11 protein-coding genes and 4 pseudogenes are annotated in these 13,131 nt (G+C 51.9%); 6 read left to right on the top strand and 9 right to left on the bottom strand.

Annotation, left to right across the window (positions count from 1 at the left end; all coding sequences use genetic code 11):
- The first annotated feature begins 139 nt into the window (after window positions 1-139).
- Both QZ506_RS18095 and QZ506_RS18090 read left to right on the top strand, forming a co-directional pair.
- Window positions 140-524: pseudogene (locus QZ506_RS18095) on the top strand (DoxX family protein).
- A gap of 92 nt (window positions 525-616) precedes the next feature.
- Window positions 617-1,612, top strand: a pseudogene (locus tag QZ506_RS18090) (glutathione S-transferase family protein).
- 28 nt (window positions 1,613-1,640) lie between these two features.
- Here QZ506_RS18090 and QZ506_RS18085 read toward each other — a convergent pair.
- Window positions 1,641-2,537: a LysR family transcriptional regulator gene (locus QZ506_RS18085; RefSeq protein WP_291972986.1), complete on the bottom strand. Its 897-nt coding sequence runs from the start codon at window positions 2,535-2,537 to the stop codon at window positions 1,641-1,643.
- A gap of 116 nt (window positions 2,538-2,653) precedes the next feature.
- On the opposite strand from QZ506_RS18085, the pseudogene QZ506_RS18080 reads away from it, so the two are divergent.
- Both QZ506_RS18080 and zur read left to right on the top strand, forming a co-directional pair.
- Window positions 2,654-3,352, top strand: a pseudogene (locus tag QZ506_RS18080) (pirin family protein).
- Window positions 3,353-3,449: 97 nt separating this feature from the next.
- A complete protein-coding gene (gene zur / locus QZ506_RS18075) occupies window positions 3,450-3,971 on the top strand; it encodes a zinc uptake transcriptional repressor Zur (protein ID WP_291972985.1) in 522 nt (173 codons plus the stop codon).
- 66 nt (window positions 3,972-4,037) lie between these two features.
- Here the strand turns inward: zur and lexA are convergent, their stop codons facing one another.
- Both lexA and QZ506_RS18065 read right to left on the bottom strand, forming a co-directional pair.
- Window positions 4,038-4,649, bottom strand: coding sequence for a transcriptional repressor LexA (gene lexA / locus QZ506_RS18070; RefSeq protein ID WP_291972984.1), 612 nt, complete (start codon window positions 4,647-4,649; stop codon window positions 4,038-4,040).
- Window positions 4,650-4,769: 120 nt separating this feature from the next.
- A complete protein-coding gene (locus QZ506_RS18065; RefSeq protein WP_291972983.1) occupies window positions 4,770-5,138 on the bottom strand; it encodes a diacylglycerol kinase in 369 nt (122 codons plus the stop codon).
- Window positions 5,139-5,266: 128 nt separating this feature from the next.
- On the opposite strand from QZ506_RS18065, the gene plsB reads away from it, so the two are divergent.
- Window positions 5,267-7,732, top strand: coding sequence for a glycerol-3-phosphate 1-O-acyltransferase PlsB (plsB, locus tag QZ506_RS18060; RefSeq protein ID WP_291972988.1), 2,466 nt, complete (start codon window positions 5,267-5,269; stop codon window positions 7,730-7,732).
- A 41-nt stretch (window positions 7,733-7,773) separates the two neighbouring features.
- Here plsB and ubiA read toward each other — a convergent pair whose 3' ends face one another.
- The 6 genes from ubiA to QZ506_RS18030 all read right to left on the bottom strand — a co-directional run bounded on the left by ubiA (window position 7,774) and on the right by QZ506_RS18030 (window position 12,557).
- Window positions 7,774-8,637 (bottom strand): 4-hydroxybenzoate octaprenyltransferase, encoded by an 864-nt coding sequence (gene ubiA / locus QZ506_RS18055; protein ID WP_291972982.1) that lies wholly within the window; start codon window positions 8,635-8,637, stop codon window positions 7,774-7,776.
- 12 nt (window positions 8,638-8,649) lie between these two features.
- The gene (gene ubiC / locus QZ506_RS18050; RefSeq protein ID WP_291972981.1) at window positions 8,650-9,270 is read right to left on the bottom strand and encodes a chorismate lyase; all 621 of its coding nucleotides are present in this window, start codon (window positions 9,268-9,270) and stop codon (window positions 8,650-8,652) included.
- Window positions 9,271-9,575: 305 nt separating this feature from the next.
- Window positions 9,576-11,231 (bottom strand): chaperonin GroEL, encoded by a 1,656-nt coding sequence (gene groL, locus QZ506_RS18045; RefSeq protein WP_291972980.1) that lies wholly within the window; start codon window positions 11,229-11,231, stop codon window positions 9,576-9,578.
- A 35-nt stretch (window positions 11,232-11,266) separates the two neighbouring features.
- Entirely contained in the window at window positions 11,267-11,560 is a 294-nt protein-coding gene (locus tag QZ506_RS18040) for a co-chaperone GroES (RefSeq protein WP_291972987.1), read from the bottom strand.
- Between the two features lie 207 nt (window positions 11,561-11,767).
- Window positions 11,768-12,238 carry an FxsA family protein gene (locus QZ506_RS18035; RefSeq protein WP_291972979.1) on the bottom strand — a complete coding sequence of 157 codons (471 nt, stop codon included), beginning with the start codon at window positions 12,236-12,238 and terminating at the stop codon, window positions 11,768-11,770.
- A 175-nt stretch (window positions 12,239-12,413) separates the two neighbouring features.
- The gene (locus QZ506_RS18030; protein ID WP_291972978.1) at window positions 12,414-12,557 is read right to left on the bottom strand and encodes a hypothetical protein; all 144 of its coding nucleotides are present in this window, start codon (window positions 12,555-12,557) and stop codon (window positions 12,414-12,416) included.
- Here QZ506_RS18030 and QZ506_RS18025 point away from each other — a divergent pair.
- A pseudogene (locus QZ506_RS18025) lies at window positions 12,525-12,792 on the top strand (IS1 family transposase). The gene QZ506_RS18030 and the pseudogene QZ506_RS18025 overlap by 33 nt on opposite strands.
- Window positions 12,793-13,131: the final 339 nt, after the last annotated feature.

The following is a 13,131-nucleotide window of genomic DNA, read 5'->3' as shown; positions in this document are numbered from 1 at the left end:
TTCCATGCCAGTTTTGGTTGAAAATGCTTGTCATCTCAGGTGTACACTTTTCTCATGAGGCCTAACTGCATGATTTTACGTTGCGAAGATCCTTCGTTTCACTGGGCTGCCAGCATAAAATCTATTTATTCAACAAAGCCTGAAAAATTTAGAAAATACAGCGCTGCTTATCGCTCGCATCTTTATGCCAATCCTGTTCATCGTGGCAGGTTACGGCAAACTGGGTGATTCCTATGCGGGCACCGCGCAATACATGCAGGCCATGGGCGTTCCGACGTTTCTGCTGCCACTGACCATTCTGCTGGAACTGGGCGGTGCTGTTCGGTCTTCTGACTCGCACCGTAGCCCTTTTCACAGCGGGATTCACACTGCTGACTGCCCTGCTGTTTCACACTAACTTTGCCGAAGGTGTAAACCAGTTGATGTTCCTGAAAAACCTGGCCATCGCAGGCGGCTATCTGCTGCTGGCTGTAACGGGCCCGGGCGCTTTCAGCATAGACCGTATTTTGAATAAAAAGTGGTAACACCATAGTTTAATGCCAACACTAGGCATAACCTCTCGCACCAGCGGCGCAGTACTCTGCGCCCTGGTTTTTACATTGATGATGGAGGACCCATGGGACAACTAATCGATGGCGTATGGCACGATACATGGTATGACACCAGCAAGACAGGCGGTCACTTCAAACGTACCACTGCACAGTTTCGCCACTGGATAAACCCGGATGGCACACCGGGCGTCACGGGCGAAGGAGGCTTCGAGGCCCAAGCCAATCGCTACCACCTCTATGTTTCGCTCGCCTGCCCCTGAGCGCCCCGCACCTTGATCATGCGCCAGCTAAAAGGGTTGCAGGAACACATCGGTGTGTCCGTAGTGCATCCCTTGATGCTGGATCATTGCTGGACTTTTGGCATCGATTTTCCTGACACCACCGGTGACTCGCTCTATCAGCACGAATTTCTCTATCAACTCTACCTGCATGCCAACGCCGATTACAGCGGACGCGTTACCGTTCCGGTATTGTGGTACAAAACACGCCATACCATCGTCAGTAATGAATCCGCCGATATTATCCGCATGTTCAATTCGGCGTTTGATGACATTGGTGCAACGCCCGGCGATTACTACCCGGAGGCGCTGCGCACACAGATTGATGCGTTAAAAGAGTGGATTTATCCCACCATCAATAACGGCGTGTACAATGCGGTGTTTGCTACCTCGCAGGACGCCTATGATGAAGCGGTCAATGGCGTATTCGAGGCATTGGAATCGTTGGAAGTCCGTCTGGCGCAGCAGCGTTACCTGACAGGCAACGCATTGACTGAAGCGAATATTCGTCTGTGGACCACGTTATTGCGTTTCGATCCGGTTTATCATACCCATTTCAAGTGCGACAAGCGTCGGCTGGCAGACTACCCGAATCTGTTCGGTTTCCTGCGTGATATTTACCAAATCCCTGGCATTGCAGATACCGTCAACATCCCGCATATCCGTCATCACTACTACCGCAGCCACGGTACGATCAATCCGCACGGCATTATTTCCATCTGGCCAGAAAACGACCTGAGCGCACCGCACGGCAGCGACAGGTTTAATCAGCGAACGGATTAATCAGCAAACGACAGGTGCAAGCATCACATCACGCCTGGTTCAGCACTTTGGGCAATTCGCGCAAGAACCAGGATTTTGCTTCGCCCATGCTGTCACGACGCCATGCCATGATGATCTGGCTCTCCATCGAATACTCTGGGCTGACAACCCGCAAGCGCCCTTCAGCAATATCCTGTACAACCATGGGGTAAGGCATGGTGGCAACGCTCAATCCTGCCAACAGCGCGCGACGTTTATCATCAATAGAACTCACCGTTAAACGCTGCTGCTTATCCAACAGTTGCACGGTCAATACCGGGCGTTCGCGCGCGGTATCCGCCACGGCAATCCCGCGATATTTAATGCGTGTCACATCTGACAGCGGCTCAGGCTCCTGATGAATAGGGTGATCCGTGCTGGCGACGTAAACGTTGTTCATGGTGTACAGCTTGCGCGTATTCACTTCGGAAGAGGCGCGAAAGTGCATATCAGGGGCAATCACGATATCGGCCCGCCCCTGCTCTAAACGCTCCCAGTCACCGGCCAGCACCTCGGTCAGCAATGACACCTGGGTATTGGCTTTCAGCGCCAGCTTATCCAGCAGAGGAAACAGTTTCTCAGTAGGGATCAGCGCTTCAACGACGATAGTGATATGGTTTTCCCAGCCGCGCGCCAGCGCTTCCGCATCTGTGGTCAGTTTATCGGCGGCTTCAAGCAAAATTCTTCCCCGCTCGAGCAACATACGCCCCACATTGGTAAATTTAGTGCGGTGACCTGAGCGATCAAAAAGCACGACGTCGAGCTCTTCTTCCAGCTTCTGCATAGTGTAGCTCAGCGCCGACGGCACGCGCCCCAGCTCATCAGCCGCCGCCGCAAAGCTGCCACGGCGATCGATGGTATCCATCACTCGCAGCGCTTCCAGCGTTAATGCCCGTTCTTTTGCCATTTATTCACTCATTCAGGAATTTTGAATATACCCACCAGATTAACTAGCTAACAATCCAACGTCCACGCAATTACTATTTGTTTAGTGTAATTTTTGAGGTGCAGAACCATGATCATATGCAGAACAGCGGAACAATATGCAGAACAGCGGAACAGTGCGGTCAAGCTGACTGCGGCTACACCTTCTCCTTCGGCCATTATTTCGATCCCGAGCTGCTGGGCTTTGCATCACTGCGCGTGTTAAACTAGGAAGTGCTCAAGCTAGGCTCTGCGTTTCAGCCACGCACCTACCCGCAGGTCGATATTTTAAATATTCTGCTGCAAGGTGAAGCTGAATATCGCGACGGCAACGGGGGTCATATCCGCGCAAAAGCGGGCGACGTTCTGTTATTGGCCGCGCAGCCTGCGGTAAGCTACAGCGAACACAGTATCAGCGATACAACGCCGCTGACACGCTTGTAACTGTGGTTCAATGCCTGCCCGTCACGGGAAAACAGCGCACAGCAACGCCTTGCATTGTGCGATGCAAAGGTCAAACTGCTCGCCTCACCGGAAGGTGAAAATGGCAGCCTGCAACTCCGCCAGCAAGTTTGGGTACACCATCTGCAATTGGACGAAGGCGAACAACACACGTTTACGCTCAACGGCAACCGCGCCTATTTTCAGGTGGTTCACGGTGCGATGGAAGCCATGACGCCGCAAGAGAACGCAACGATGTTACAGTGTGGAGACGGCGCTTTCATTCAGCAGGAAAAACAGCTGACTATCCGCGACAAAGCCCCGCTGCGCGCACTGCTTATCGATCTGGTTGCCTGAGGCACATTCGGCCTACTGATGGATTATCACAGCGCGATCCGCGCCTTACATGGTAAGATGGGCAACATGTTCATCATCATGCGGTAGGATCAGGCCAATGGATTCAAGCGACCAAGACAAACTCCTTGCCCAGGCGGAAAGTATTTGCCAACAGCGCAACGTGCGCCTTACGCCACAGCGACTCGAAGTGCTTCGGCTGATGGCCCAGCAACACGGCGCGATCAGTGCTTACGATCTGTTGGATCTGCTGCGCGTCTCAGAACCGCAAGCCAAACCCCCTACCGTATACCGCGCTCTGGATTTTCTGCTGGAGCAAGGGTTTATCCATCGAGTGGAATCGACCAACAGCTATGTCATGTGTCACCACATTGAAGAGCATAGCCATATTTCAGCGCTGTTTATTTGCGATCGCTGCGGGCAAGTTGCGGAACGTCAGACGGAAGGCATTGAAGCCATTCTTCAGCAGTTGGCACAAAGCGCCACTTTCACGCTGCGTCACAGCGTGGTCGAGGCACATGGCCTGTGCGAAGCCTGTCAGGAAGCGGCTGATTGCCGTGAACATGGGCACTGTCATCACGACCATACGGTGCCCATCAAAAATTCAAAACCCGGTCGTTGAGCTGAGAGCACATCACGTCACCGACAAGGCTTTCCCTGAAAGAAACGCCCTGTCGGCTAACGCGGTTTAGCTCCACTCACCGTTGCGGATAACACCGACAGCCAGCCCTTCCATAGTGAAACTCTGCTCACGCAAATCAACCACGATGGGAGAAAATGCCTCATTCTCCGCCAGAAGTTGTACGGTATTACCTTGACGCTTCAATCGCTTAACCGTCACTTCATCTTCAATGCGTGCCACTACGACCTGGCCGTTACGCACCTCTTGCGTTTTATGCACGGCAAGCAAATCACCGTCCAGTATCCCGATATCTTTCATCGACATACCGCTGACGCGCAGCAGAAAGTCTGCGTGCGGTTTGAACATGGACGGATCGACCTGATAGTGGCACTCGATGTGCTCTTGCGCCAGCAGCGGTTCACCCGCCGCAACACGACCAATCAGCGGCAGGCCCACATTTTCATCTTCCATCAGCAGACGGATACCGCGTGATGCACCGGAGACAATTTCAATTACGCCTTTACGCGCCAGCGCCTTCAAATGCTCTTCCGCCGCGTTGGGTGAGCGGAATCCAAGTTGCTGGGCAATCTCGGCGCGCGTTGGCGGCATGCCGGACTGCGCAATATGATCGCGAATCAGATCATAGACCTGCTGCTGTCTGGTTGTTAATGCTTTCATCCCGCCCCCTGGTTGTTTATACAGTTTGTCTGTGAGTATATACAGGTCATAGCGGCTTGGGAATGACAGAGAGGCAACTACCCATGTTTTTATGCGCTTTGCCTCAAAATAATGCTGAAATCACCCCAGCACGAGCGGCCAGAGAATGCTCGCCCAGACAACGGCGGCAAAGACCAAGGCCACAAATACGGCCGCCGAACCGATATCCTTGGCGCGCCCGGAGAGCTCATGGTGCTCCATCCCCACACGATCGACAACGGCCTCAATCGCGCTGTTGACTAGCTCCATCAGAACCACCACCACCACCACGCCAATCAGCAATAGCCGCTCCAGCAGTGACACGGGGAGCCAGCACGCAACCAGCACCGCCACGACCAGCAGCATCAGTTCTTGCCGAAATGCTGCTTCGTGCTGCCATGCCTGTTTCAGCCCTTTGAGAGAGTACCCGGTTGCTTTGATAATCCGAGTTACCCCGGTAGCCTTATTCATGTTTTTTCACCCGCTTATCAGAGATTTTTTGCAATTTTCCCGTAACACCGTTGTCTCACACAACAGATCTTCCGTGTACTTTCTGGTATCCTTGCGGCGCATTGCTACTCAAGAGGCTTCTGGTTGTTATGTCCGGCTGGCGTAAAATTTACTATAACTTACTGAATTTACCACTTAAATTGTTAGTGAAAAGCAAGATAATTCCTAACGATCCCGTGGCTGAGTTAGGGTTAGATCCGTCTAGCCCCATCCTTTATGTGCTGCCCTATAACTCACAGGTGGATTTACTGACGCTGCGCGCAAAATGCCAAGCTTTAGAACTGCCCGATCCGCTGGAACACACTGAAATTGACGGTGTATCACTGCCCAGCCACGTGTTTATTAACGATGGCCCGCGCGTGTTCCGCTATTACACACCCAAGCAGGAATCCGTCAAACTGTTCCATGATTATCTGGATCTGCACCGCAACAATCCCTATCTCGATGTACAGATGGTGCCCGTGTCTGTCATGTTTGGCCGCTCTCCGGGCCGAGAAGGACAGCACGGCGCGACGCCGCATCTGCGTCTGTTGAACGGCATTGAGAAATTCTTTGCGGTGCTCTGGCTGGGACGCGACAGCTTTGTGCGCTTCTCCAGCATCGTGTCGCTGCGCCATATGGCAACCGAACACGGTACTGAAAAAACCATAGCGCACAAACTGGCGCGTGTCGCCCGCATGCATTTTGCACGTCAGCGTCTGGCCGCAGTTGGCCCACGTTTGCCGGTACGTCAGGAGTTATTCCATAAGCTGCTGGACTCTAAGGCCATCAAGAAAGCCGTTGACGATGAGGCGCACAGCAAGAAAATCTCCCATGAAAAAGCTCAGCAAAATGCCATCGCCCTGATGGAAGAGATTGCAGCAGACTTCTCTTATGAGGCTGTGCGGCTTTCCGATCGCATTCTGAGCTGGACATGGAACCGCCTGTATCAAGGCATCAACGTACATAATGCCGAGCGCGTACGCCAGTTGGCACAGGATGGCCATGAACTTGTTTATGTGCCTTGCCACCGTAGCCACATGGACTACCTGCTGCTTTCCTATGTGCTGTATCATCAAGGTCTGGTTCCTCCCCATATCGCAGCCGGTATCAACCTGAATTTCTGGCCAGCAGGCCAGATTTTCCGCCGTCTGGGTGCTTTCTTTATTCGCCGTACCTTCAAGGGCAACAAGCTCTACTCAACTATCTTCCGTGAATATCTCGGCGAGCTGTTCTCTCGCGGCTACTCCGTCGAGTACTTTATGGAAGGTGGGCGTTCACGCACGGGTCGTTTGCTGGAGCCCAAGACCGGCACGCTGGCCATGACCCTTCAGGCGATGCTGCGCGGCGGTACCCGCCCCATTACTCTGGTGCCGATTTATGTGGGTTATGAGCATGTGATGGAAGTGGGCACCTATGCGAAAGAACTGCGCGGTGCTACCAAAGAGAAAGAAGGTTTCATGCAGATGGTGCGCGGGTTACGCAAACTGCGCAATCTGGGGCAAGGCTATGTGAATTTTGGCGAGCCGCTGTCGCTGACGCCTTACCTCAACCACCATGTACCGCAGTGGCGCGAAGCTATCGATCCGATTGAAGCGCAGCGCCCTACCTGGCTCACACCTACCGTGCAGGATATTGCAGATATCATCATGGTGCGCATTAACAATGCCGCCGCCGCCAACGCCATGAACCTGTGCTCCACGACTCTGCTGGCGTCACGTCAGCGCGCACTGACCCGTGAGCAAATGCATGAGCAACTGGACTGCTATTTGCAGTTGCTGCGCAACGTGCCTTACAGCAAAGATGTCACTGCGCCGAAAAAGAGTGCGCCGGAACTGCTGGAACACGCGCTGGCAATGAACAAATTCGAGGTCGAGCAAGATAATATTGGCGAAATCATCATACTGCCGCGTGAACAGGCTGTGTTGATGACCTATTACCGCAATAACATCCAGCATTTGCTGGTACTGCCATCGATGATCGCCAGCATTGTCATGCACCGAGGAAGGATCACGCCGGATGAGTTAACACGGCAGATGTCATTGATTTACCCGTTAATTCAAGCCGAACTGTTCTTGCATTACAGTAAAGAGGCACTGCCTGCCGTCATCGAAACGTTGACCGCAGAACTAGTGCGTCAGGAACTTATTATCATCAAGCAAGATGCGCTGGTGTTGAACACACTGCGAACTCGCACACTCCAACTGTTGGCTGCTGGCGTGCGGGAAACCCTGCAACGCTACGCGATTACGCTGTCATTACTCGGTGCTAACCCGGAAATGAACCGCGGTACGCTGGAAAAAGAGAGCCGTAATATGGCGCAACGCCTTTCCGTGCTGCACGGCATCAATGCGCCTGAGTTCTTTGATAAGGCCGTGTTTTCAACGCTGGTTGCCACACTGCGCCAAGAGGGTTACATCAGCGACAGCAGCAGCGTGGATACGCGCAATACCTTGGAACTCTACCGCATTCTTAGCGATTTGATCACACCGGAAGTTCGATTGACGATTGAAAGTGCCAGCACACCTGCCAGCGCAGAATCGGAAGATGAAAAGCAGGAAGTAGCGCAAGCGTAGTATTGCGCGACTGCGCGGTTTATTGCCGCTTTACTCCGGCATCACAGCCCCAGCACAATCCCCGCAAACAACACCATCCCCACAAAGTTATTGTTGTGGAACGCACGGAAACAGGCATCGTGCTCACGCCCGGCGGTCAGCCATTGCTGATAGCCGAACAGACCAGCAGCCATCAGTACCGTGAGGTAAAATGCCGCCCCCAGTTTCATTTTCAAGCCTAGTACCACCATCAGTGCCAGCATGCTCGCCTGCAACAAGCCGATGATCAAGTTATCAAAACGCCCGAACAGAATAGCGGTGGATTTGATGCCAATCTTGAGGTCATCATCGCGATCAACCATGGCATATTGTGTGTCGTAGGCGACGGTCCAGCAGATGTAAGCTAAAAACATGATCCAGGCGCTTGCGGGCAGGGATTCGCTGACAGCGGCATACGCCATGGGGATTGACCAGCCGAACGCTGCGCCCAACACAAACTGTGGCAGGTGGCTGACGCGTTTCATGAAGGGGTATATCCATGCCAATGCCAACGCTGCCACGGAGAGCCAAATGGTCATACGATTTAATGTCAGCACCAGAGCAAACGCCATCAGCACCAGAACAACGAACAGCACTTTTGCAGATTGCTCACTCACTAAGCCGCTGGGTAAGGGACGAGATGCGGTGCGTTTTACATGCCCATCAAAATGGCGGTCAGCGTAATCATTGATAACACAGCCTGCCGCGCGCATCAGAAATACTCCCGCAACGAAGACCAACAGCGTCCACGGGCTCGGCACGCCACCGCCCGCCAGCCATAATGCCCAGAGGGTTGGCCAGAGCAACAGCAGGGAACCAATCGGCTTATCAATTCGCATTAACCGACAATAAGCGCCCCATTTTCCCGCTGTCATACTTCTTTCCAACGTCATTTCTCCTTAACGGCTACCCCGTTCAACGCCTTGAAAATGATATGCAGGCGACGAGGGCAAAAACAATTCAGTCAGCAGTATTGGCTGATTAAACAAACGCAAACGGGATCGCCGAGCCCACATGTTTTCACAGCGCCCAATGTGAATATAATCGCGTTGCAGGGAATCCTGTTTAAACAGATAGCGCCCGAGCGGTGTATCACCAAGCGTTGTCAACGCCGACACAGAGGTGTCAAGGGCTGAAGGCGGAATCAAGGTTCTGGCGGCCACCCAAGGCTGTCCATCACCGTAGATTATCACCTCTCGCAACCAATAACGCGCGCTGTGTGGTAACTCGCGCGGTTCATCACCCAGCATCTCAGTCGCGATGTAACCATTATAGTACGGTACCACCGTCAACTGCGTGCAATGTCGTTCCAGCCGCTGCGTCATCGAACTGGTTTCTTTCAGCCAGGTATCGACAGGGGATGGCAACGCCATCGGCGTTTCTTTTAACCAATCAGTCGTGTGCAACCATGCTATGTTGCGCAGCAGTGTTAGCGCTGCATCGGGCATATCCCTACTCCAATGGTGGCTGGCGGAGCATGATGATGGCAGAGATACCGTTTCGGTATATTGTACGCTCATCACTCACGTCCGTGGTATCACTCTTGCTCGCCGAGTTTGAATACATAACGCGGCACGTATTGTAGCGCACAAACATCATGCCTCGGCACATCCCACCACCGTTAGGTGCGCAATATGATAACATCTTTTTAATCTTTGACAGCGCGTTGGCAAAATTTGATCGCTGCTTGCGCAGAAAAAAGACAAAAACGGGACATAAAAAAACACTATCTGGTGATATACCAGATAGTGTTCATGTTAAGTGTAAAAGCGTGTTGATGTTACTCATCCGGGCGTCAGCGCGGCGCGCGAGTGCCCAGTGTTGATTACATCATACCGCCCATACCACCCATACCGCCCATGCCACCCATACCGCCAGCAGCACCTAAGTCGCCTTTATCTTCTTTCGGCAACTCGGTCACCATACATTCGGTGGTGACCATCAGGCCAGCAATGGATGCGGCATATTGCAGTGCAGAACGGGTCACTTTGGTCGGATCCAGAATACCCATGTCGATCATGTTGCCGTAAACTTCTGTTGCGGCGTTGTAACCGTAATTACCTTCACCTGCTTTCACGTTGTTAGCCACAACGGAAGGTTCTTCACCGGCATTTTCCACGATTTGACGCAGCGGAGCTTCCATCGCACGCAGCGCAACACGAATACCCACGTTCTGGTCTTCGTTTTCAGCTTGCAGACTGCGAATGGCATTGGCTACGCGAATCAGCGCTACGCCACCACCAGCAACCACGCCTTCTTCAACGGCAGCACGGGTCGCGTGCAGCGCATCTTCAACGCGTGCTTTCTTCTCTTTCATTTCCACTTCGGTGGCTGCGCCGACCTTGATAACTGCAACGCCGCCTGCCAGTTTGGCAACGCGCTCTTGCAGTTTTTCGCGATCGTAATCAGACGTTGCGTCTTCGATCTGCTGACGAATCTGACCAACACGACCTTGAATAACCACTTCATCACCCACACCGTCGATGATGATGGTGGTGTCTTTGTTGATCACAACGCGTTTTGCATGACCCAGATCTTCCAGAGTGGCTTTTTCCAGTTCCAGGCCGATCTCTTCAGAGATAACGGTACCAGCAGTCAGGGTAGCAATATCTTGCAGCATGGCTTTACGACGATCGCCAAAGCCCGGTGCTTTCACAGCGGCAACTTTAACGATACCGCGCATGGTGTTCACCACCAGCGTCGCCAGCGCTTCGCCTTCAACATCTTCTGCGATGATCAGAAGCGGTTTGCCTGCTTTGGCAACTGCTTCCAGTACAGGCAGCATTTCACGGATGTTGGAGATCTTTTTGTCAGCCAGCAGGATGAACGGGCTCTCCAGTTCAACAGAACCGGTTTCCGGTTTGTTGATGAAATACGGGGAGAGATAGCCGCGATCGAACTGCATCCCTTCCACAACGGCCAGTTCATCTTGTAAGCCGGAGCCTTCTTCTACGGTGATAACACCTTCTTTGCCCACTTTCTCCATGGCTTCAGCGATCAGTTTGCCCACTGTGTCATCAGAGTTGGCGGAGATTGTACCGACCTGAGCAATGGCTTTGGTGTCAGCGCAAGGAACGGACAGTTTTTTCAGTTCTTCAACCGCAGCGATAACCGCTTTATCGATACCGCGTTTCAGATCCATCGGGTTCATGCCTGCGGCAACGGCCTTCAGACCTTCGTTTACGATAGCCTGTGCCAGTACGGTTGCCGTGGTGGTGCCGTCGCCCGCTGCGTCGTTCGCTTTGGAGGCCACTTCTTTCACCATCTGAGCGCCCATGTTTTCGAACTTGTCTTCCAGCTCGATTTCACGCGCTACGGACACTCCGTCTTTGGTAATGATCGGAGAACCAAAAGATTTATCCAGAACGACGTTGCGGCCTTTCGGGCCTAAGGTCACTTTTACTGCGTTAGCAAGAACGTTCACACCGCGTAGCATTTTTACGCGCGCGTCATTGCCGAATTTTACGTCTTTAGCTGCCATGGTTTATTTCCCTTAAATTCGTTCTATTCAGATGATTACGCTTCAACAATCGCCAGGATGTCGCTTTCAGATACGATCAGGACTTCTTCGTTGTCGATCTTCTCTGCTTTCACGCCATAGCCATCATTGAAAATGACGATATCACCAACTTTCACATCCAGCGGTTTTACGTCGCCGTTTCCCAGAATGCGACCATGGCCCACCGCCAGTACTTCACCACGGGTAGATTTAGCCGCAGCAGAACCGGTCAGAACAATACCGCCAGCAGATTTGGACTCGACTTCTTTACGCTTGACGATCACGCGGTCATACAATGGACGAATTTTCATTGATAGCTCTCCTTTGAGAAAGTCCATATCAGTTTGGTATTAACGCCGGGTACATTCTCATACCCGCCTTGCGAATTTCTAAGTGGGGACGATTCGCTTCCCTTCAAGGGAGAAAAAGGATTTTTTTTGCGATAGTGATGAAATTCTGATGAGATGAAATAAAAAAAGATATAAAACATACAGTTAATATCTTTTTCTCAATCAGTATCATTTGTCTTGATCGTCTCTATGCTCGAGATTTTTGTGATCGTCATCTTTGCGGTAAAACTCACCGTCAAAGGTATTGCCGTTACTGCCGGACGATGTGGTGCCAGCGCCGCGCCAAATGTGCAGATGAGTCATCAGTTTGACCGTCAACCGTTTTTGTACCGGGGGCAACGGCAGCAGCAATCCAAGGAAGTCAGTGAAAAAACCGGGAAGCAGAAGCAAAAAGCCCGCCAATACCAGCGATACGCTTTTGACCATTTCCGCCGCATGGCTCTCTCCCGCAGCGATTTTCTGTTGCATCTGGATAAACGTTTTCACACCCCGATTGCGCACCAGAGAAACGCCAATACAGGAGGTGAACACCACCAGCAGCAACGTCACCGCAACGCCCAGTACTTCCGCAACGCGGATGAACAGCGAAATTTCAATGTAGGCAAAAAGAAAGAGTAGGAATAGCGGTAACCAGCGCACTGGATTCTCCTTATTTATTTAACTGATTGTTATAAAAAGGACTAATACGACCGATGCCTGCATGACTCACAGCCTGCCGTCATCTGTTGTGCATCCGGCAATCATGAAGACATATCACCAGAGATACAACATCAACTCTTATAATTTAATGAAGTGGTAGCGCAAGCGAGCATTTTCAGGTCGTGTATTCAATATGTTGATTGCAGCGTGAAATGTCCGGTTTTGGATGTGGAATACAGTGGCTAAAGTGGATGTAAGATGCCCGTTTTGTGAACAGACATCTCCTGTGAAAAAACACGGTTATGGCAAAAGTGGCCATCAGCGTTACCGTCGTCAGTCATGCAAACACGTATGGCTACAGGGCTTACAACGACGAACTTCCAAAAGTAAAATACATTGTTAGCAAGCTGTATACACAGCATATTGAGCGTGCACATCTGACACTGCGTAACCGATTGCAACGGCTCAATCGCAAGACGCTCGGATATTCAAAATCATCCGAAATGCACGATAGGATCATCGGTACTTATATCGAACGCGAGTACTACGTTTGATGCTACATCAACTCATTGAATACACGAACGGTAATCCTTTTTCCATAGCACGAATAAGCCGTTTTTTCTGCGGCAACTGCACGTCGATAGACTGAGCGGCACGGCGTGCCAATTGTTGCTCAATTGCCCAGTGAATATGATCATCGATCAGTGCGCTCTGCCCGAGTCGCGCTTGTAAGGCTAGGCTGTGTCCCTTAATTGTGTACTAGCTCAGACCTGATCTGACAGTTACCGATTATTTATACAGGTGTCTGTCAGATTACATCTGGTTCAGATTCTTTTCTGCCCAGATCCGTTTTCCATCGAGTAAAGTGGCCATCGGCGTACGCCCGCAGCACG

The sequence above is a fragment of the Candidatus Symbiopectobacterium sp. genome (assembly GCF_020054415.1).
GTDB lineage: Bacteria > Pseudomonadota > Gammaproteobacteria > Enterobacterales > Enterobacteriaceae > Symbiopectobacterium.
Note: the sequence above shows the minus strand (reverse complement) of the source record. Positions and strands in the feature narration are given on the sequence as shown.